Source organism: Thalassospira sp. HJ, assembly GCF_000948415.1.
Classification (GTDB): Bacteria; Pseudomonadota; Alphaproteobacteria; order Rhodospirillales; family Thalassospiraceae; genus Thalassospira.
The window spans coordinates 494352-512374 of sequence record NZ_JYII01000010.1 but is presented as its reverse complement, the minus strand read 5'-3'; the positions used below and the strand labels follow the sequence as shown (position 1 = coordinate 512374).

Below are 18023 nucleotides of genomic sequence, written 5' to 3'. Positions count from 1 at the left end.
CGTGGCTTGCGCACTATGTTTGTGCCTTGGGCACCGGGCGAACTTTTCTTCCCTTACCGCACGACAACAAACAGGATTAAGATCACCCATGAGCATCTGGGGCAAAATTATTGGCGGGACCGCAGGTTTCGCCTTAGGCGGACCATTGGGTGCAATCCTGGGTGCGGCAGCAGGCCATGTGGTCGACAAGATAAAGGGCGGCATGCGCGGGCCACAAATTGGCGGCCATGATCATCGTCAGATTGCCTTTGCCACCGGCGTGATCGTCCTTGCTGCCAAGATGGCCAAGGTGGATGGACATGTCTCGCGCGATGAAATCAACACCTTCAAGCGCGTGTTTCACATTCCGCCCGGCGAAGAAAAGAATGTCGGGCGTATCTTTGACATGGCGCGAACGTCTTCTGACGGGTTTGAAGTTTATGCCCGCCAGATGGCAACCATGTTCCGTGGTGAGCGCGCCATCCTTGAAGGCGTGCTTGAGGCGCTTTATCAGATCGCCATGGCCGACGGCGAATTGCACCCGGCCGAACAGGACTACCTGAAAAAGGTCGCCCATATCTTTGGCTTTGCCGATGTCGACTTTGACCGGGTGCATCATGCCTTTACCGCATCAAACGGCCCCGATCCCTACGAACAGCTTGGCCTGACGCGTGATGCCAGTGATGAAGAATTGAAATCAGCACACCGCAAATTGTCGCGCGAAAACCATCCCGACACCCTGATTGCCAAGGGGATGCCGCCCGAATTTATCGAGCAGGCCAATGACAAGATGGCGCGGATCAATGCCGCCTGGGATCAAATCCGCAAGGAACGTGGCATTCGGTAATTGTCCGAACTAAATCACCCGGCCATCTTATGGCATCCCACCCTGATATGATTTCCCTTGCAACAGCGCCCGATTTGCTGTTTGCAGGGGGCCGGTTATTGTGACCCTGTTTTATTTTCAAACTTGTCGGTTTTCCCATGGCGCCACCGCTGATCAATATAAATGACATTCACCTGACCTTTGGCGGGAATGACCTGTTTTCCGATGTATCATTTGCCATTGGCGATCGTGATCGTCTGTGCCTTGTCGGGCGCAATGGTGGCGGCAAATCGACGCTTTTGAAAATCATTGCCGGTGAAATAGAGCCCGATGGCGGCGAACGGTTTGTGCAGCCGGGCTGCAAGGTGGCCTACCTTAATCAGGAACCGAAATTCGACGGGTATGACACGGTCGAGGATTTCGTTCTTGCCGCACTTGATGACCATGAACAGGAATATGCCTATCGCGCCGACATGTTGCTGGCATCTGTCGATATCGATCCCAAATCCGACCCCAAACAGCTTTCCGGTGGTGAAGGTCGCCGGGCCGCCATTGCGCGTGCCCTGATTGCCGATCCGCAAGTCTTGTTGCTTGATGAGCCGACCAACCACCTTGATCTGCCGACCATTGAATGGCTTGAAGGCGAAATCAAGAATTTCCGGGGTGCCGTTGTCGTGATCTCGCACGACCGTGCATTCCTGAATGCCGTCTCAAATGGTGTGTTGTGGCTTGATCGCGGTGTCATGCATCAGGGTGCGATCAACTTTTCCCAGTTCGAGGAATGGTCCGAGGAAATCTATCGCAAGGAAGCCGAGGAACGCGCCAAGCTTGATAAACTGATCGCACAGGAAACCGTCTGGTCGGTACAGGGCATTTCCGCACGCCGCAAACGTAACCAGGGCCGCCTGCGCAGACTGTATGACATGCGCGAACAACGTTCCAAACAGGTTGATCGCATTGGCAACGTCTCGCTCGCCGCAGACGCCGGTGAAACATCGGGCAAGGTCGTGATCGAGGCAACCGACATCGCCAAATCTTTTGGCGACCGTCCGATCATCTCGGACTTTTCCACCCGTATCATGCGCGGTGACAAGGTCGGCATTATCGGCCCGAATGGTGCAGGTAAAACCACACTTCTGAAAATGCTGACCGGGCAGTTGGAACCCGATAGCGGCACGATCAAGATCGGTACGAACCTAAACCCCAGCTACTTCGATCAGAAACGCGTCGCCCTTGATGACACCAAGACCCTTTGGGATACGCTATGCGATGTTGGCGGCGATCAGGTCATGGTGCGTGGCAATCCACGCCATGTCGTAAGTTACCTGCGTGACTTCCTGTTTGACGAAAAACAGGCAAGAAGCCCGGTTGGCGCGCTTTCAGGTGGCGAACGCAACCGGCTGTTGCTGGCCAAACAGCTGGCGAAACCGACCAACCTTCTGATCATGGATGAGCCGACCAACGATCTGGATATGGATACGTTGGATCTGCTGCAGGAGATGCTCAGCGACTATGAAGGCACGCTTCTTCTGGTCAGCCACGATCGTGACTTCCTTGATCGCGTGGTCACATCCTCCATCGTGATGGAAGGCGATGGCACCGCCATCGAATATGCCGGTGGCTATTCCGACTATATTGCCCAGCGCAAACTTTCACGCGCCGAAGCGGCCAAGGAAGAAAAGGCTGCCGCCAAACAGGTCAAAAAGACCGCACAGGCATCCGCACCCAAGTCAAAACCATCCGGCAAGCTGAGCTATAAGGATCAGCGCGAATATGACAAGCTGCCAGGTGCCATGGCCAAGCTGGAAAGCGAAATCGCAACCCTTGAAGATGCACTATCGGATAGCAGCCTGTTTACCAAGGACCCGGATGGCTTCCAGAAAAAGGTCGACCGTCTGGATGCGGCGCGCGCAGAACTTGAATCCTCCGAAGAACGCTGGCTTGAACTTGAAATGATGCGCGAAGAACTCGGTCAGGCCTGACCTGACCGGGCATCCACTCGCCAAGATAACCAGCGAAGCACGCCCAAGACTTTACCGCCCACACATATTCGGCCACACTTGAGCTCGGTCACACTTGAGGCCTGAGTTGAAAACAACTCATTTGTTCTTTGATGCAAAACAGGCGATCAAGGAAACACTTGGTCTTGCACTTTGGCAGGCCAGGACCACCACCCATCAGGCATCAAAACGATGTCGCCCTTGTTCTGAAAGCTTGCCTCATGCCGATCAAAGCCATGCTGATGGCCCTGTCCGTTGCCGTTATCTGGGGCATTAATATGCTGACCGTGAAGGGTGCGGTTGGTGAAATTCCGCCCTTTATGCTGACCGCCATTCGCTTTGCCGCGGTTGCCATCCTGCTTGTGCCGTTTGCGCGCATGCCTCGTGGACGTCTGGGCAAGCTTGCCATTATCTCGGTCACGTTCGGCAGTCTGCATTTTGGGGTTCTGTTTTATGCGCTTTCGATGATTGATGCGGGTCCGGTCGCGATTATCATTCTTCTGGGCGTGCCGTTCTCATCGATGCTGGCAACCTATTTCTTTAATGATCGCTTGGGCTGGAAACGCCTGTCAGGCATGGCGCTTGCCTTTATCGGGGTTACCATCATGTTCTGGGACCCGACAATGACAGACCTGCAATTGCCGCTGTTGCTGGTGGTGTTTGCTGCCTTCATGTGGGCGGTTGCCAATGTGATGATCAAGAAACTGGGCGATATCAACACCTTCCAACTGAATGGCTGGATGGCTGTTATGGCCGCCCCGCAACTTTTGATCCTGTCGCTGATCTTTGAACCCAATGCCTATCAGGCGGTTCTTACGGCAAGCTGGGTGGCTTGGGCGAACCTCAGCTTTACCGTGGTGATGTCATCCATTGTCGCCTATGGCTTCTGGTATCATTTGCTCAAGACGCAGGATGTGAACATGGTTGTGCCATGGTCGCTTCTGGCGCCGGTGATCAGTGTTCTGGGATCATTTCTTGTCTTTGACGAGACCTTCTCGATCCTGAAGATTATTGGCGGCATTGTTGTTCTGTGTGGCGTTGGCGTCATCATGCTTCGCAAACCGGTACATCGCAAAGTCCAGGGCATGGATTGATCATTTCGGGGATATGACGGGTTAGAAAACGCCATGAAAAGCGAGATCATCAAACATCCCTCGCCCAATTTTGGTCCGCGGCCAGGAGACTGCCCGATTGATATTCTTGTCCTTCACTATACCGGCATGCAATCGGGTGCTGCAGCCCTTAACCGACTGTGTGATCGGGAAAGCTCTGTCTCCAGTCATTATCTGATCGAGGAGGATGGTCGCATCTTCCAGCTTGTCGACGAAGACAAACGCGCATGGCATGCCGGAGTTGGTGCCTGGCAAGATTGCCACGATATTAATTCCCACTCCATCGGGATCGAGATTGTCAATCCGGGACATGAATTTGGCTATCGCGCCTTCCCCAGCATTCAGATCACATCGATTATCGCACTGTGTCAGGATATCCTTGGCCGACATCCTATTCCAGCTAGCCGCATCATTGCCCATTCTGACATGGCCCCGGATCGCAAGACAGACCCGGGCGAGCTGTTTCCTTGGGATGAACTTGCCAAACATGGCATTGGGCTATGGCCACAAAGCAATATGTCTTTTTCACAAGCAAACGAGACAAGCAAAATCAACAACGAAACCATTCAGGATTTGCTTAGCAAGCTAGGGTACCGATCAGGCACGATGCAGGAACAACTTCTGGCTTTCCAGCGCCATTGGCACAAAGAAGAACTGACCGGATTAGCAGATGCCGCCACCCTCAGGTGCCTAATGGAACTTGTTTCCTGCGTCAGCAAAACTGCAATCTGACATTCTTAATCAAGAATATGTTCAAACGTTGCGTTTTCACAACCCGTCGAAACGGCAAGTCATAGATGCGGCTTGACTGTATGCGGAAACCTTATTCTTTGTTCGCGGTTCAGGTCATATCGACGTTAACACACGCCATATTTCCTGAACCGCGCACAAATCAGGATACTCGGATACCTTTGATGAATGAATCTGTTTCATTCCCGAGTGATTGGGACTGCTTTGAGAGATGTACCGACGCACTTTCCATACTCGTAGCAGCCTCACCAGCGGCTTTGGACGTTTCGCTCAACTTGATCATATTCTCGCGAACCTGAGTAGTGACCCGTGCGGCCTCATCCACGTTGACGCTAATTTGCGATATTGAGTCGTTTTGCTCATCAACCGAAGAGGCGACGCCGCCGGTGATTTCGCTCATCTGTTCAATAATGCTGTTGATATCATTGATCGCCTGCACTGCTTCATCTGTAGCTGCACGAATATCCGCAATTTGCTCGGATATATCGCCGGTCGCCTTGCCTGTTTGATGAGCAAGGTTTTTAACCTCGGAGGCAACAACAGCAAAGCCCTTGCCAGCCTCTCCGGCACGGGCAGCTTCGATCGTTGCATTCAGCGCAAGAAGGTTGGTCTGTGATGCAATAGCGTTGATAAGGTCGATGACCTCACCGATGCGTTCGGCAGAGGAAGCAAGGCCATTGATCATTTTGTTGCTACGGACCGCCTCAATGATCGCCTGTTCCGTAATCTCTTTGGATTTCTGAACCCTCTGGGTAATGTCTGATACCGAACGCGAGAGTTCGGCCACGCTCTCAGCGACCGCACTGACATTTTTCGCAGCCTGCTCTGCTGCTTCCATAGAATCATCAGAAGAGTTCTTTGACTCGGTAGCTTGCTTGACCATAAATTCTGCTGCGGACTGAACCTCCTCCGAGGCTGTAGCCACACCCTGAATAATTGCGCCAACCGTTGTTTCAAAACTCGACGCGAGACCGTTCATTTCTTCTTTTCGCTGCCTCGCGCTGACTGTCTCTCGCTGCTTCCTTTCTTCTTCAAGTCTGCGCACATTGACGGCATTTTCCTTGAAGATTTTCACCGCCTCAATGATGTCGCCAACTTCGTCTTTGTTCTCGCTGTCGGGGATATCGGCAGTCAGATCGTTGTTCGCCAGACGCCGCATGATCTGGGTAATATTGGTCAGCGGCTTGAGCGAGCTGATATTCCACCAAGCAAAAGCTACAGCGACAATAATCGCACCACTAAGGATCAAAAACATCAATGACAGGAACCCGCTTGCGGTTCCTCGCGCATCGTCGGCGATTTCTTTGTTGATGTCCTCCTGAAGGTCAATAAAGGCATTAATCGCCGCCAACCAATCCACAAAGACATATCTCAAATCACTTAAAAGCAGCTTCTGCGCCGCGTCGGTGTCACCAACCTCTCGCAGCTCGATGACCTCTGCAATCATTGGCATCGCTCTTTCTTCGATACCACGAATGACTTGGAGCAGTTCGCGGTCTTTCTGAGACACCAAAGAGTCATCCCGGAACATATCGTTCATGAGCAGTGATGATTCCTCGTAAAAACCCTCGAGACGTTTGATCTCATTTACAACCGTGTTGAATTCACTGTCCTCGTCGAAAAGAACAACATCGCGGACCGCGATCGCGCGATCATGAACACTGCCGCGAAAATTGATTGCGTAGCGCTGTTTGACACCATTAACATCAATGATCGTTGTCAGATTCTTGTCGATTTTGTTGACCTGCCAGACCGCAATCATAGTCAGAGAAACCATCAGCAGGATGATGGCACCAAAACCCACAATCTGCCGACTGGTAAGGCGCATATTCCGTATTGACATAATTTTTTTTTCCTTGGGTTTCGGTGAGGAAGCTACTGGAAAAACTGCTTAAGATACCGATTGATCTCGGTTACGTTAAAATTCGGGGCTAATCTATCCTATTGCACCGCCGGTGCAAACTGAGTCCGCCAACACCAACTGAAATCAGGTTTCTAATCGAGCTCAAATATATCGCGTGTCTCATACACAATACTTATTAAATGGGATCACTTATAAAGTGCCAACCAAACGCTCGAGAGCAACAGAATCTCACAAAAGCGCTGCGAAGACCTGATATCAACGACAATCCTGTTCCCACAAATTGCTTCACATACACTAGAGAACTGCGCACAACAAAGGTACCGTCCGCGATCATCGGTTTTTCTTGACCGGAATTGCTTTCTTACCTACACCACATCAACCAGATGGCCGGATGGCTGCCCTGATTGCTTGCAATCGGGGAGGAAAGTCCGGGCTCCACGGAAACACGGTGCCAGATAACGTCTGGCGGGGGCGACCCTAGGGAAAGTGCCACAGAGAGGATACCGCCGGATCGCGCAAGCCATCCGGTAAGGGTGAAAGGGTGCGGTAAGAGCGCACCGGTCCTTCAGCAATGCGGGACGCATGGTAAACCCCACCGGGAGCAAAACCTAATAGGAATGGTCGGCCGGGTGCTTCGGCATTGTCGGCAGGTGGGTTTTCGCACCACCATTCGGGTTGGTTGCAGGAGGCGTTCGGCGACGGACGTCCCAGATGAATAGTCATCCAGTGCGGTTCGCCGCATGGACAGAACCCGGCTTACAGGCCATCTGGTCTTACTTCTTTTCAGACACAAAAAAGGCGATGACAGTTTCCCGTCATCGCCCGGATAGAATGCGCTGGATTGCGCGTGACGGATCAACCGCGCTCGGCGATCGACTGCGCGAAATATTTGTCCGCTTCTTCCTGCGTGCCTTCGGCAAAGTCGCTCGATGTCTGGTCCTTGATCATTTTGGCCAGGGTCGGCAGCGTCTTGCGCTCAATCCGGGTTTCCGGATCCCAAAGCTTGGAGCGCATCAGGGCCTTGGCACAGTGCAGGAAGGCTTCCTCGACCGTAATCTTGATCGCGGTGATCGGTGCCTTCGGCGTATCGGCAAACAAACCGAGTAGTTCCGGATCAGTGCTGATTTCGGCAATGCCGTTAATGCGCAGCGTTTCATTCACGCCCGGCACGAAAAACAACATCCCGACTTTCGGGTTATCGATGATGTTAGACAGGCTATCGACCCGGTTGTTGCCCGGACGGTCCGGCATAACCAGTGTCTTGTCATCGATCACCTTGATAAATCCCGGGCCATCGCCGCGCGGGCTGACATCGGCATTGCCATCAGAATCTGCAGACGAAATCACGGCAAAGGGTGCAAGCGAGATGAAATGTTTGCAGTGCGGATCAAGTGCCGGCAAGCACTTGGCTGCGGCAAGCCCAAGCGGCTCTCCATAGATGGCGCGGAGTTTTTCCTGGGTATCAATTTTCGTCATGGCAGGCACACCTTTCGCGGGGATTGGAGGCAGAAACTGCTTGAGTTGCGAACGCAAGTCAATTGCTGATTAGCCCGCCACAATTTCGTTTACTGTTTTGACCGCCGCAAACTCGCCATTCAGGCTGGCCAGCGCCACATCATGCACCAGATCTGCCGGAAAAACCCTCCCATCCGGCAGGCTGCGATCAAAGGTCGCGCAGGCATCTGCGGCAATGGTCGCGTCAAAGCCAAGATTGGCCGCCATGCGCGTCGTCGTATTAACGCAATGATCCGTCGTGATCCCGCAAAGAACCAGCTTTGAAATGCCCTGTACGCGCAAATCCGCCTCAAGTTCCGTTCCGATCAGGGCCGAATTGACGTTCTTGCCATAGGCCGGCTCATCACCCACGGGCTCAAACCCCGGTTTGAAGGCATTGCCAGTATGTTCGGGATGCAGACGCGATTGTGGCTCTATTGAGTCGTGCTTTGCATGGAAAACCGGCCACCCTTGTGCCCGCCAATATGCCAACAGCTTCTCCCCATTGGCTTCTGCATTGGGGTTATTGCGATTACCCCAATAATTCAGGTCATCAAATCCTTGCTGCCAATCAATCAGGATCAGGGCGGGATGGCTCATTTTGGGGCTCCAAAGTCAGGTAATTGCTCTCGTCAATCTAGCAGCACGAAGAATGTCTGAAAGGACAGAAGCCCCACCAATTTTGCCAGATGCCTTAAAGCCAGCCTTTGCGCTTGAAATACAAAAGCGGCAGGACGGCAGAGAGGATCATCAGGGCAATCGCCACCGGGTATCCGAACTCCCACCCCAATTCCGGCATGAATTCGAAGTTCATGCCATAGATGCTGGCAATCAGGGTCGGCGGCAGGAAAGCAGCCGCTGCGACCGAGAAAATCTTGATGATGTTGTTCTGCTCAAGACTGATCATGCCCAGCGTCGCATCAAGCAGGAAGGTCACCTTGTTGGCGATGAAATTGGCGTGTTCGGTGATCGAAACGATATCGCGCGACAGGATCTTGAGCCGTGCCTTGGCGTCCTTTTTCAGCCGCGCCTGGGTCGAGAGGAACAAACCCAAACGATGCAGGTTCAAAAGACTGTCCTTGGCCTTGCCCGAGAGGTTGCCGGTACGCCCGATCTGACGCAGGGTTTCACGATGATCGCGATCTGATCCCTGTTCTTCGGGGCTGATAAAGACCTGATTGGACAGGTTTTCAAGGTCGGTCGCGGTTTGCTCCATCAAATCAGCCAGCCGATCGACAATCTGTTCAAGCAGGCCAAACAGAACCGCCTCGGCACTATTGGCAAGCGACGGGCTGCGTTTGACGCGCCGGATAAAGGTCTTGAACGGCACCGGGTCGGCATAGCGCACAGTGATCAGGGTCTTTTTGACAAGAATAAAGGTAACTGCAGTTGTTTGCGGCGCATCGGTGGTTGCCTTGGTCAGAACCGAGACCGTCATGAACAGCGCGCCGTCTTCGTCATAAAGACGCGAGGACAGCTCAATTTCCTGCATTTCTTCACGGGTTGGCATCTCGATACCAAAGCGCTCTTCGATCTCGTGAATTTCCTCTGACGTCGGCGCATGCAAATCCACCCAAACCGGAAGACGTTCGGCCTTGGGTGCCGCCGGTTTGGCCACTGATTGCTCGCTCACCACATTGGTTGCAGCAGTTTCACCACTGTCAGCACTCGCAGCACCTTCGGAGGTCGCCGGACCTGCTGTATTGCCGTCATCGGCGCTTGCGCGCACCGGGGCAAAGAATTCGTTGGTGTCCATGAGCCTCTCCGTCTCTTCCGGCTTACCGATCAATACCGATGCCAGTTTATCTGTTGCTTGTCATGTGATGAATGCGTTTCGGATCAAGATGCCATTAAAACGGCAGCACCGTCTGGAAGGAAAACGGATCAATATCGGCGTCCGATCCGCGTTTTTCATCATATGTCGCGCGAACCTTTGCCATGAACTCATCCTTGGTGATCATCTTGTCACCATCGGCATCATATTCAGGGAACAAAAGATCAAGACGGCGACTTTCGGTACGCAGCCTTTGACGATTGGCCTCTGCAGAACCGGGCAGCTTTTCAACCGCGGCAAATTCGCGCGCGACCAGAACGTTATCCCCGCTGATATCACGCCGGCGGAACATCCAGCTGGTATAGGCAGCAGCCTCATCCGCGCTGATCCGCCCATCCTGATCGATATCGATTGGATGATACTGCTCGCGATACACCTTGACCTGTTCAGGGATGCCGGACGGTGCAACACCTGCTCCGCCATTTTGTTGGGCAAGAGCCTTAGCAATTGCTTCGCTCAGACCGGGGATATTGCCAACCCCATCACCGGTCATGCCAGGCACACCGGTACCCGAACCAGCCCCATCAAGACCGTTTAACCCCGAAAGTCCGCCCAGACCGAACTGCGACATCAGTTCCGGATTGTTTTGCATCTGCTGCATGATGAGCGGCAGCAATTCACGCATCTGTGGCGATGAAACTTCCGGCGAGTTTGATCCGCCACCAGCCGGGTCAAGACCAAGCCCCTGCGCAGACGCCACCCCGCCACTGACCGGGATCAGTCCGGAGACCAGAACGGCACAGGAGAATGCGCAACCCATTAATAGAATGGCAGCTTTTATCCGCAACAATCGCTTCCTTCGTTTCACTGACGCTGCCCCGCGCCAGATGATCGCGCCCCGTTCGGGGCCATATTTCAATCCTGATGGCAGATCAAAAAGACCATTCAGGATCGTTTTGACATTTTGCAGGAGTTTGCCCGCGCATCAAACCCGATTGGCCATCAAATCGCAAATTGTCTTCGACACCCAATCCAAACCCGATTTCGTAGCAGGTCCATCAAAACCCAAATTCCGGTTTTTCGATGGTCTTCCCATGGGTACCCATGGAACGGATTTGGGATTTCATGGGCAGAAGAAGGAGCAGCACCGGTTTTCCGGGATTTTTGGCCGAGTTCAGCCTTTTTGCATATACCGCAGGAACCCTCGGAAAGCGCCAAAACGTCATAATTCAGCCCATCAAATCCCATTGACCCCCATCATTTCCCATGGTACCCCATAAAGAGGTACAAATTCCGTGCCATGCGGGGCATATCCATTTCAGACGCATCACCGTCGCAAGACAGCCCAACCGGGTCCTGTGTTCTGAGATCGGGTTTTTGATCAGGGGAATGGCGAAGTGCTGTTCACAGGGACGCACATTCACAAGCTGGACCGGAAGGGACGCGTATCCGTCCCCAAGCGGTTCCGTGCGGCCCTCGATAACGAAGAATTCGCCGGCATCTACCTGTATCAATCCCACAAGGAAAGCGCGCTTGAAGGCTGTAGCCACAGCCACATGGAGCGCATTGCCGCATCGCTTGATGAACTCGACATGTTCTCTGACGAAGCCGATGATCTGGCAGACACCATCCTTGGTTCCTCGCATATGCTTCCTTACGACGGTGAAGGTCGTATCATTCTGCCCGCAGAACTGATCGAATTTGCCCGTATCGAAGACCAGGTCGCCTTTGTCGGCCGTGGTCGCACCTTCCGCCTGTGGAACCCTGACATCTTCAAGCCCCTGCAAGAAGCCAGCCGGACCCGCACGCTCAATCGTGGTGCGACTTTGAAGCTCAAACCGATGAGTGAACTCCCCAAAGGTGCACGTCCCGGCACCTCGGATGAGGAAGACGCATCATGAGCAACAACGATCTGAGCTTTGCCACCGAAGACCGTCCACACAAGCCGGTCCTGCTGCGCGAAGTCCTAGAAGCCCTAGCACCGCATGACGGCGAGATCATGGTTGACGGTACCTTTGGCGCAGGCGGTTACTCCCGCGCCATTCTTGATTCCGCCAAGTGCGAACTTTACGGCATTGACCGTGATCCGACTGCGGTTGCCACCGGCAAAAAGCTTGAGAGCGAATATGACGGTCGCTTCCATATGGTCGAGGGCTGCTTTGGCGATATGGGCCGCCTGATCCCCGAAGCCGGGCCAGAACAGGTTGATGGTATCGTCCTTGATATCGGCGTTTCATCCATGCAGCTTGATCAGGCGGATCGCGGGTTCTCGTTCCGTGAAGACGGCCCGCTTGATATGCGCATGTCGATGTCCGGCCCGACCGCGGCAGACTTCGTCAACACCGCCGAAGAAGAAGACATTGCCAATGTCGTTTATCGCTATGGCGAGGAACGCGCATCACGCAAGGTCGCGCGCAAGATTGTCGAACTTCGTTCTGAAGAACCCTTCACGACGACATCCCAACTCGCCCGTGCGGTGCGTTCTGTCGTGCGCAAATCCAAGGACGGGATTGATCCGGCGACCCGCACCTTCCAGGCGCTGCGGATTTATGTGAATGACGAGCTTGGCGAACTTGAACGCGCCATGGATGCCGCCGAAAACCTACTGAAACCGGGCGGCCGTCTTGTGGTCGTGACCTTCCACTCGCTGGAAGACCGCCAGGTCAAAACATTCATGAAGGAACGCTCCGGCGATCCGAACAAGATGTCGCGCCGCCTGCCCGGCGAACCGGAAGTCGCCATTCCGACCTTTTCGACCATCACGCGCAAGGCCGTAACCGGTCAGAAAGACGAAATTCGCGCCAATCCGCGTGCGCGTTCGGCCAAGCTGCGCGCAGTTGCCCGCAACGAGCAACCCGCCACATCGCAGGGAGGTCACAAATGACCCGTGCGGTAACCATCATTGGCCTCGTCCTGACCATCCTGATCGGCACTGGCACCTATTGGGTCAGCCATCAGGTCGAACGTCTTGAAAAGCGCTACGCCGACATCCAGTCCGACATTCTGGCCGAACAGGAAAGCATCCATGTGCTTCAGGCCGAATGGAGCTATCTGAACAATCCAGAACGGATCGAGCGCCTGTCCAAACAGTATCTGAGCCTTGCGCAAATTGAAGTGCTTCAGATGGCAAGCATCAACGATCTGCCCGAAGACGCCGATCTGCATCAGTATCGCATCGACAAGTTCGGCGAAGCTGTTGCCTTCATGCCCGTCCCGCGCGCCCGTCCGGGTGATCTGATGTATGACGAAGCCGCTGACAGCATGATCATTGATGCACCGTCCGTTGCCGCAGACACGGGGGGCGCACAATGAGCCTGACCCGTTTCTCATACTGGCTGCGTGGTGATCGTCCGGAACTCGGCCCGGATCAGCGTGAGCGCCTGGCGCTTGAAACCGCGCGCAACCGCATCTTCATTACCGGCGCGATGTTCATCATCGGTTTTTGCTGGATCACCTATGGTCTGGTTGATGCATCGGTCCTGCGCCAGGGTAACGAGCCGGCTGTCGCGTCTGGCACTGATACCCGCGAACTCAAGACCGAGCGCGCCGATATCGTTGATCGCAACGGCATGTTGCTCGCGACCGATCTTCCGACCAATTCGCTTTATGCCGATGCCCGTGTCGTCAAGGATCCGGTTGAATCAGCCGACCTTCTTCTGACCGTCTTGCCCGACCTTGATCGTGATACGTTGATCCGTCACCTGAGCTCGCGCAAGGCGTTTGTCTGGCTGCGCCGCAACCTGACGCCGGAACAGCAATATGAAGTCAACTCGCTGGGTATTCCCGGCCTGAACTTCCAACGTGAAGAACGTCGCGTTTACCCGCATGGTCGTTTGCTGTCGCACGCGCTGGGCTTTACCGATATCGACAATAACGGCATCGCCGGGGCCGAACGCGAGTTTGATAACGAGCTTCGTATCAATAACGGTCCGTTGCAGCTTTCGCTTGATACCCGGGTGCAATACGCGCTTGAGGAAGAAGTCGAAACCGCGATGGAAACCTATAGCGCAGTTGGTGCTGCGGGCTTGGTGATGGATGTCTATACCGGCGAAGTCATCGCCATGACGTCGCTTCCGAACTTTGATCCGCACCGTCCGGGTCAGGCACCGGCCGATGCACGCTTTAACCGGTCCACGCTTGGCGTTTATGAAATGGGCTCGGTGTTCAAGCTGTTTAACACCGCAATCGCCCTTGAAACCGGCACTTCCACGCTGAACTCGGTCTATGACGCAACGGAACCGCTGGCGATTGGTGGTTTCCGCATTCGCGATTATCACGCCGAAAACCGCTGGCTGACCCTGCCGGAAATCCTTGTTCACAGCTCGAACATTGGATCGGCCCGCATGGCGATGGCCTTTGGCGGCGAGAACCAGCGCAAATACCTTAAAAAGCTTGGCATGCTCGACAAACCGCAGATCGAGCTTCCTGAAGTCGGCGGGCCGCTTGTGCCCAATCCGTGGCGCGAGATCAACACCATGACGATTTCGTTCGGTCATGGTCTCGCCATCACCCCGCTTCAGGTTGTCAGTGGCATTTCCACCATCGTCAATGGTGGCATTCGTCGCCCGGCGACCATCCTTAAGCAGGATGGCGCACCGGCAGGCGAACGTGTGTTTTCCCAGAAAACCTCGGAACAACTTCGTCGCCTGATGCGACTGGTCGTCACCGAAGGTTCTGGCAAGAAGGCCGAAGTGGCGGGTTACTTCCTTGGCGGGAAGACCGGCACCTCGGAAAAACTCGTGAACGGGCGCTACGTCAAGAACGCCCGCATGTCGACCTTTGTCGCCGCCTTCCCGATGCAGGACCCGAAATACGTGGTTCTGGTGACGTTGGACGAGCCCAAAGGCACCAAAGAAACTTATGGATTTGCCACAGCAGGTTGGGTGTCCGCCCCTGCCGTTGGCAAGGTTGTGACACGTATTGCTCCCCTTTTGGGCATTGAACCGGCGAATGCGAAGGCGCCGGAAATAGAGCAAGCGTTGCAGATTGAACTTCGCAAGGGGGAGCGCAAACTTGCGTCTTTCTGAGCTCATGGCAGGTGATCAGGCGGCATTGAAACATGCCGAAGGACAGGACCCGGATATCACGGGCCTGACAGCAGACTCACGCACTGTGAAGGATGGCTATATGTTTGCCGCCCTGTCCGGTGCACGTGATGACGGGTCCAAGTATATCGCTGATGCGATCAAGCTTGGTGCCGCCGCCATCCTGGCAAAGGACGGCACACCAAGACCGGCAGCCCCCACGGTTCCGCTGATCCCGGTGGAAAATCCGCGCAAACGCTATGCCCAGTTGGCTGCCCGTTTTTACGGCCAGCAACCGGCAAACATTGCAGCGATCACCGGTACGAACGGCAAAACATCGACCGCAATCTTTACCGAACAGCTCTGGACGATCTTGGGCAATATGTCGGGATCGATCGGGACCCTTGGCATTCGTGCAGCGGGTGCGAAAATTCCCGGCTCGCTGACCACGCCGGATCCGGTCGCCCTGCATCAAAGCCTTGATGAAATGTGTGGCATCGGTGTCACCCATGTCGCAATGGAAGCAAGCTCGCACGGGCTTGACCAGTACCGCCTTGATGGCGTCAAGGTCACGGTAGCCGCCTTTACCAACCTGTCGCGTGATCATCTTGATTATCACGGCACGTTTGAAAAATACTTTGCCGCCAAGGCCCGCCTGTTCTCGGACCTTCTGGTCACGGACGGTACGGCAGTGCTTAATGCCGATGTCGAACAGTTCGGCCTTCTGAAAGAGCTTTGCGCCAAGCGCGGTATCAATGTGATGTCCTATGGCCAGAACGCCGATGACATCAAGCTGATCAAGGCAACCCCTGACAGCACCGGCACCCAGATCCGCCTTGCCGCGAACAAGGGCGAATACAGCATCCACCTGCCGCTGATGGGCAGCTTCCAGGTGATGAACGCACTGGCCGCCCTTTCCATCGTTGTGGCATCGGGTGCGGACCTTGATCAGGCTGTTCTTGCGCTTGAAAAACTTGAAGGGGTGCGCGGTCGTCTTGAACTGGTTGGCAAAACCAGCTTTGGCGCACCGGTCTTTGTTGATTATGCCCATACGCCAGATGCGCTTGAAACCGTGATCAAGGCCGTCCGTCCGCATTGCAAAGGCCGCCTTGTTTGTGTATTGGGGGCCGGTGGAGACCGTGACGTCGGCAAACGCCCGTTGATGGGACAGGTTGCCCACGACTTTGCCGATATTGCCATCATCACCGATGACAATCCGCGCAGCGAAGATCCTGCCACCATTCGTGCCGCGATCAAGGAAAAATGCGAAGGTGCCGTCGAGATCGGTGATCGCGCCGAAGCGATCAAACGGGGCATTGGCATTCTTCAGCGCAACGATGTCCTTATTATCGCCGGAAAAGGCCATGAAAGAGGCCAGGTTGTCGGTGATACGGTCCTTCCATTCGATGATGCATCCGTTGCCCGTAGCATCCTTGCAGGTGGCAACTGACCTTAATTCCCGTTACGGCGCTTTGGCCGTGATGGTCTGAGCGAAAAGAAAGTGACGTTATGACGCAGGCTGTTTTATGGACCGCACAGGATGCCGCGACCGCAACCGGTGGCAAAACCACCGGGGACTGGACGGTAACCGGCATCTCGATTGACAGCCGCAAAGTCAGCGAAGGCGATCTTTTCATCGCACTTAAAGGCCCGAATTTCGACGGCCACAAATTTGCCCAGGCCGCCCTTGATGCCGGCGCCCATGCCGTAATGGTTTCCGATGCCAACGGCATTACCGATACCGACAAGGTTCTTCTGGTCGATGACACCATGGCTGCCCTTGAGCGCCTTGGCCTTGCCGGTCGTGCGCGCAGCAAAGCCAAAATCGTTGCCATCACCGGTAGTGTCGGCAAGACCGGCACCAAGGAAGCACTTAAATACGTACTGTCCGAGCAGGGAAAAACCCACGCCAGCCCGGCCAGCTTCAACAACCACTGGGGTGTACCGATCACCCTGGCAACCTTGCCGGTTGATGCTGAATACGGCGTCTTTGAAATCGGCATGAACCATCCGGGTGAGATCAGCACGCTTGTGAAAATGGTCAAGCCTTCGGTGGCGCTGATTACCACCGTGGTGGGCGCTCACACCGAATTCTTCAAGGACGAAGCCGAAATCGCCATGGCCAAGGCGGAGATTTTCGAAGGCCTTGAAAGCGATGGCACCGTCATCCTGAACCGTGACAACCTGCATTACTTTGCCCTTGCGCGGCGCGCCAAGGAACTGGGCCTGACCAACATCAAATGCTTTGGCACGGATGCGGTATCCAACTATCGCCTGTTTGAAGCCAACATCGTCACAGATGGCAGTGCGGTCCGAGCCCGTGTTGGTGGTCAGGACCTGGAATACTTCATTGGCTGCCCGGGCGAACACTGGGTTCTGAACTCTCTTGCCGTTCTGGGCTGTGTCGATGCGATTGGTGCTGACCTTCTTCAAGCGTCGAAGGATCTGGCCGATGTCACCCCGCCTGCCGGTCGTGGTCAGACACTCACAGTCAAGCTGCCGTCCGGTGATGGCACCTTTACCCTGATTGATGACGCCTATAACGCCAATCCGACCTCAATGATGGCCGGAATCAAGGTGCTATCGCAGACCAAACCGGGCGAAGGCGGACGCAAGATTGCGGTTCTGGGTGAGATGCGCGAACTCGGTGATATTGCAGCCAAGATGCATGCCGATCTTCATCACCCGCTGACCTCGCTTGAAATTGATCGGGTCTATTCGGTCGGGCCACTGATGGCCGAACTCGACAAAACCCTGCCTTCCGAACGCAATGCCGGCCACTTTGAGGTTGCCGAAGACGCGATTGAGCCGATCAAGGCCGATTTGCGCGATGGCGACGTTGTTTTGATCAAAGGATCACTTGGCATTTACGTTTCGAAAATTGTATCGGCCTTAAAATCCTGTGGCGTGGTGGAATAATCCACAACCGCATCAGAAGAGGGTCAGGACTGACGGATATGAATGTAATGGCAACAGCATTATCTGTGAAATACGAGGAAAAGCCTGAAGGACTGGGTGGCATCCCGTTCAAGGGATTTGACGCTGGAGTTCTCAGATAATGCTGTTGTCCTTCGGATTGATCGAATTTGCACGGCCTACTGTGTCGCGAGGCATTGAAAGATTCATATCTTACTTCTGCCTCGCTCCGAGTTTCCGCACAAATTCGACCAACCATTTCATACATATTCGTCAGTGCTGAC

General features: G+C 54.5%; 15 protein-coding genes and 1 other RNA gene. 11 read left to right on the top strand and 5 right to left on the bottom strand.

The features are described 5' to 3' along the window. Nucleotides 1-88: 88 nt before the first annotated feature. From UF64_RS07760 to UF64_RS07745, 4 genes are all read left to right on the top strand, one after another. Nucleotides 89-826 (top strand): TerB family tellurite resistance protein, encoded by a 738-nt coding sequence (locus UF64_RS07760; RefSeq protein ID WP_044828007.1) that lies wholly within the window; start codon nt 89-91, stop codon nt 824-826. A 137-nt stretch (nt 827-963) separates the two neighbouring features. Continuing rightward, nucleotides 964-2787 carry an ATP-binding cassette domain-containing protein gene (locus UF64_RS07755; RefSeq protein WP_044828006.1) on the top strand — a complete coding sequence of 608 codons (1824 nt, stop codon included), beginning with the start codon at nt 964-966 and terminating at the stop codon, nt 2785-2787. A gap of 239 nt (nt 2788-3026) precedes the next feature. Continuing rightward, nucleotides 3027-3899, top strand: coding sequence for a DMT family transporter (locus UF64_RS07750; RefSeq protein WP_044828005.1), 873 nt, complete (start codon nt 3027-3029; stop codon nt 3897-3899). Nucleotides 3900-3932: 33 nt separating this feature from the next. Next, nucleotides 3933-4649: an N-acetylmuramoyl-L-alanine amidase gene (locus UF64_RS07745; protein WP_044828004.1), complete on the top strand. Its 717-nt coding sequence runs from the start codon at nt 3933-3935 to the stop codon at nt 4647-4649. A 160-nt stretch (nt 4650-4809) separates the two neighbouring features. Here the strand turns inward: UF64_RS07745 and UF64_RS07740 are convergent, their stop codons facing one another. Then, nucleotides 4810-6495: a methyl-accepting chemotaxis protein gene (locus UF64_RS07740; RefSeq protein ID WP_052657500.1), complete on the bottom strand. Its 1686-nt coding sequence runs from the start codon at nt 6493-6495 to the stop codon at nt 4810-4812. Between the two features lie 415 nt (nt 6496-6910). Between UF64_RS07740 and rnpB the strand changes: the two genes are divergently transcribed. Next, an RNA gene (gene rnpB / locus UF64_RS19675) (RNase P RNA component class A) lies at nt 6911-7306 on the top strand. An 80-nt stretch (nt 7307-7386) separates the two neighbouring features. Here rnpB and UF64_RS07735 read toward each other — a convergent pair. From UF64_RS07735 to UF64_RS07720, 4 genes are all read right to left on the bottom strand, one after another. Continuing rightward, a complete protein-coding gene (locus UF64_RS07735) occupies nt 7387-8007 on the bottom strand; it encodes a pyridoxamine 5'-phosphate oxidase family protein (protein WP_044828002.1) in 621 nt (206 codons plus the stop codon). Between the two features lie 69 nt (nt 8008-8076). Next, nucleotides 8077-8625 carry a cysteine hydrolase family protein gene (locus tag UF64_RS07730; RefSeq protein ID WP_044828001.1) on the bottom strand — a complete coding sequence of 183 codons (549 nt, stop codon included), beginning with the start codon at nt 8623-8625 and terminating at the stop codon, nt 8077-8079. 94 nt (nt 8626-8719) lie between these two features. After that, entirely contained in the window at nt 8720-9781 is a 1062-nt protein-coding gene (corA, locus tag UF64_RS07725; RefSeq protein ID WP_052657498.1) for a magnesium/cobalt transporter CorA, read from the bottom strand. A gap of 94 nt (nt 9782-9875) precedes the next feature. After that, the gene (locus UF64_RS07720) at nt 9876-10646 is read right to left on the bottom strand and encodes an EF-hand domain-containing protein (protein WP_235284997.1); all 771 of its coding nucleotides are present in this window, start codon (nt 10644-10646) and stop codon (nt 9876-9878) included. A 550-nt stretch (nt 10647-11196) separates the two neighbouring features. Here UF64_RS07720 and UF64_RS07715 point away from each other — a divergent pair. The 6 genes from UF64_RS07715 to murF are packed head-to-tail and all read left to right on the top strand — an operon-like array spanning nt 11197 to nt 17742. Then, entirely contained in the window at nt 11197-11700 is a 504-nt protein-coding gene (locus tag UF64_RS07715; RefSeq protein ID WP_044827999.1) for a division/cell wall cluster transcriptional repressor MraZ, read from the top strand. Further along, on the top strand, nt 11697-12683 hold the full coding sequence (rsmH, locus tag UF64_RS07710; protein ID WP_044827998.1) for a 16S rRNA (cytosine(1402)-N(4))-methyltransferase RsmH: 987 nt from the start codon (nt 11697-11699) through the stop codon (nt 12681-12683). Before UF64_RS07715 ends, rsmH begins: the two co-directional genes overlap by 4 nt. Further along, nucleotides 12680-13111: a DUF3962 domain-containing protein gene (locus tag UF64_RS07705; RefSeq protein WP_044827997.1), complete on the top strand. Its 432-nt coding sequence runs from the start codon at nt 12680-12682 to the stop codon at nt 13109-13111. The genes rsmH and UF64_RS07705 overlap by 4 nt, the downstream gene beginning before the upstream one ends. Beyond that, nucleotides 13108-14826: a penicillin-binding protein 2 gene (locus tag UF64_RS07700; RefSeq protein ID WP_052657497.1), complete on the top strand. Its 1719-nt coding sequence runs from the start codon at nt 13108-13110 to the stop codon at nt 14824-14826. The genes UF64_RS07705 and UF64_RS07700 overlap by 4 nt, the downstream gene beginning before the upstream one ends. Further along, nucleotides 14813-16273 (top strand): UDP-N-acetylmuramoyl-L-alanyl-D-glutamate--2,6-diaminopimelate ligase, encoded by a 1461-nt coding sequence (locus tag UF64_RS07695; protein WP_052657495.1) that lies wholly within the window; start codon nt 14813-14815, stop codon nt 16271-16273. The genes UF64_RS07700 and UF64_RS07695 overlap by 14 nt, the downstream gene beginning before the upstream one ends. A gap of 59 nt (nt 16274-16332) precedes the next feature. Beyond that, the gene (murF, locus tag UF64_RS07690; RefSeq protein ID WP_044827995.1) at nt 16333-17742 is read left to right on the top strand and encodes a UDP-N-acetylmuramoyl-tripeptide--D-alanyl-D-alanine ligase; all 1410 of its coding nucleotides are present in this window, start codon (nt 16333-16335) and stop codon (nt 17740-17742) included. Nucleotides 17743-18023 lie beyond the last annotated feature (281 nt).